Source organism: Staphylococcus sp. GDY8P45P (assembly GCF_017892745.1).
GTDB classification, from domain to species: domain Bacteria; phylum Bacillota; class Bacilli; order Staphylococcales; family Staphylococcaceae; genus Staphylococcus; species Staphylococcus cohnii.
In genome coordinates this window covers 1-2,987 of sequence record NZ_JAESLS010000001.1, presented here as the reverse complement: position 1 = coordinate 2,987, position 2,987 = coordinate 1, and the positions used below count along the sequence as shown (strand labels likewise).

The 2,987-nt window shown below is 31.7% G+C and carries 3 protein-coding genes and 1 pseudogene; 2 read left to right on the top strand and 2 right to left on the bottom strand.

The annotated features are described in order from the left end of the window. Positions 1-159 (bottom strand): annotated as a pseudogene (locus KA873_RS00020) (MBL fold metallo-hydrolase); the annotation flags it as partial. 28 nt (positions 160-187) lie between these two features. Further along, the gene (cstA, locus tag KA873_RS00015) at positions 188-1,255 is read right to left on the bottom strand and encodes a persulfide response sulfurtransferase CstA (RefSeq protein ID WP_069820281.1); all 1,068 of its coding nucleotides are present in this window, start codon (positions 1,253-1,255) and stop codon (positions 188-190) included. Positions 1,256-1,392: 137 nt separating this feature from the next. On the opposite strand from cstA, the gene cstR reads away from it, so the two are divergent. Together cstR and KA873_RS00005 are read left to right on the top strand one after the other, a co-directional pair. Then, positions 1,393-1,653 (top strand): persulfide-sensing transcriptional repressor CstR, encoded by a 261-nt coding sequence (cstR, locus tag KA873_RS00010; RefSeq protein ID WP_019468539.1) that lies wholly within the window; start codon positions 1,393-1,395, stop codon positions 1,651-1,653. Beyond that, positions 1,653-2,408 carry a sulfite exporter TauE/SafE family protein gene (locus tag KA873_RS00005; RefSeq protein ID WP_210140098.1) on the top strand — a complete coding sequence of 252 codons (756 nt, stop codon included), beginning with the start codon at positions 1,653-1,655 and terminating at the stop codon, positions 2,406-2,408. Before cstR ends, KA873_RS00005 begins: the two co-directional genes overlap by 1 nt. The last annotated feature ends 579 nt before the right edge of the window (positions 2,409-2,987 follow it).

The window sequence follows — 2,987 nt, the reverse complement described above, 5'->3', positions numbered from 1 at the left end:
TGCAGCTTGTGTAATTTTAAATCCTTCGCTATCTGCAACTTCCATATATTTTGTTAAATCACGAACAGGATCAATTACTATTGCCTCTCCTGTACGTTGACAGCCAACTAAATAAGATGCTTGAGATAAATGATTATCGTAAAATTGTTTGAAAAACATGATAAAACTCCTTTTTTAAGAGATTTAATTAGATGAATAAATTATGATTCGCATTTTCTGTATCACCAATATAAGTACCTACTCCACCGTACTCAACTTCGTCTCTGAGCTCTTCTTTCTGAATTCCCATAACATCCATGCTCATCGTGCAAGCGATTAATTTGATATCTTGTTCGATAGCTTGGTCAATGAGTGACGGTAAGGAATCAACATTTTTCTTTTTCATTACGTAGCGCATCATGATATTACCTAAACCAAACATATTCATTTTAGATAGCGGCATGCGTACAGGTGTTTTTGGCAACATCAAGTCAAACATTTTTGCGATACCTTGCTTTTTAACATGAACGGATTGGTTCTTTTTCAACGCGTTGAGTCCCCAAAAAGTAAAGAAAATAGTTACGTCTCTGCCTGCAGCCTTAGCGCCATTCGCAATAATCATTGCTGCCACTGCTTTATCTAACTCACCACTAAATAGTACAATTGTCGTACCTTTGGCAGTATGGTTCACTTCCAAGTCTTTTGGTTTTTCTTTTTGAATAATGGCATTAATTCCATTATTACTTTCATCCAGTTTAACTAACGTATGTCCTGTTTGTTTGACCCAGCTTTTAATGTCACTAAAGAACCCAGGATCTGTAACTGTAACCTCGATTTGCTCGCCTACTTCGATATTTTTCACTTCTTTACTGATGTTTACAATTGGACCTGGACATTGAAGACCACTATAGTTAAATTGTTTACGCTCTGCTTTAATTGCTACATTAGTATTTTCTTCTAATGTATTATCATCGTCGTTTTTTGCTTCATACGCTTTATAGCCACCGTCTAAATTAACAATGTCGTAGCCTTGTTCAGCTAAATATTCGCTCGCTTTAGCACTTCTGGTACCGCTTTTACAGTGTACAAAATAGGTTGTGTTTTTATCTTTATTGAACGATTCAATCTTATCTACAGGATGTAATGTCGCACCATTTATGTGTGCAAGCTCATATTCTTCTTGTGTTCTAACGTCAATCAGTTGACCTTGTGCACCCAATTTTTCTAATTCTTGTTTACTGAAATTGTTGATATGGTTTTCGTTATATTGTTTCATAATATCCTCCTAATAAATACCTATAGGGGTATATTAACTGATTGTTTACAGCATGTCAAATACCCGACGGGGTATTTGACATTTTTGGTTCTATCTATTATTATGACTTTATTCAATTAAAAGTGGAGGGAATAACTATGCATTATGATAAAAAAATGATTAATCGTATTAATAGAATACAAGGTCAACTCAATGGAGTTATTAAAATGATGGAAGAAGAAAAAGATTGTAAAGATGTCATTACTCAAATCAGTGCATCAAAAAGTTCAATCCAACGTTTAATGGGGATTATCATTAGTGAAAATTTAATAGAATGTGTAAAGGCAGCAGAGGATAATGGTGAAAATTCTGAAGAATTGATTAATGAAGCCGTTAACTTATTGGTAAAAAGTAAATAATGGATATTTCAACTGTTATTATGATGTTACTTATTGGAGTGTTCGGAGGCTTTATTTCGGGTCTAGTAGGTATCGGTGGTGCTATCATTATTTATCCAGCTATTTTATTATTACCGCCACTATTTGGTGTTCCTGCATACAGTGCATACATCGCTTCAGGACTTACTTCCAGTCAAGTCTTTTTCAGTACTTTAAGTGGGTCATTAAAAGCGCGAAAAAAAACAGAATTCTCCCCACCATTAGTTATTTATATGAGTGGAGGTATGATTACAGGGAGCATGTTAGGCGCACTCCTAGCAAATTTATTTAATGCTGAATTTGTAAATGCAATATATATTATCATTGCTTTAATCGCATTAATTTTAATGTTTATTAACGTAAAACCGAATTTAAATCAGTCTTCCTTTAACAAACCATTATTAGTTATGGTTGGTCTTTTCGTTGGTATCATTTCGGGTATAGTTGGAGCAGGCGGCGCTTTTATTATTATTCCTATATTGCTAGTTTTATTCAAATTACCAATGAATATGGTAGTTGCTAATAGTATAGTAATTGCTTTTATATCTTCAATTGGTGCCTTTATCATTAAACTTATACAGGGATTTGTTCCTTTTGAAGACGCATTATTTCTAATAATAGGGAGTATTCTCTTTGCTCCCTTAGGTTTGAAATTAAGTAAAAAAATCCCTAACTTCATACAAAAATGGATTATAAGTATTTTAATCATTGTTGCAATTATTCAACTTATCTTTTAATCAATGAAATTTGTCAGGCAACTCCTGATATTTATAATTATACACACCAAAAATTAGGTATTAGTATCACAAAATAGCATTCAATAACTATGGATATCGTAAAGGGATTAGAAAAGAGAAACATAAAATCAATAATAAAGAATTCGATTATTCAAAAGACCTTTGTGACATTGTATCAAAAAAACAAAAAGCCTATCATTATCTATTTAAATCTTAGTGATAAAGTACAAGAATTAAATCGCTTTACAAGTGTCATGTTTATTATCTTTATATTATTTAACCTAAACTGAAAATCCACCCAATTAATCTTTAAATTGGGTGGATTTTCAGGATTATTTATTATATGGCTCTGCGTATTGGCTAATGATGCGGTTTTTAATTATATAATTTCAATTAATAAGGTAATGAACAGTTTTTTGATAAATGTTATTCTTCTAAAATTCTTTTTAATTTACACACTAAAAAATATCCTCCTTAACAATAATAAGTTATTTAAATTATTGATTAAGGAGGATATTTTTATATCTATTTATTTCTCAATTTAGAACTAGATTTTTATCAGTCAAGTCCAGACTCCTG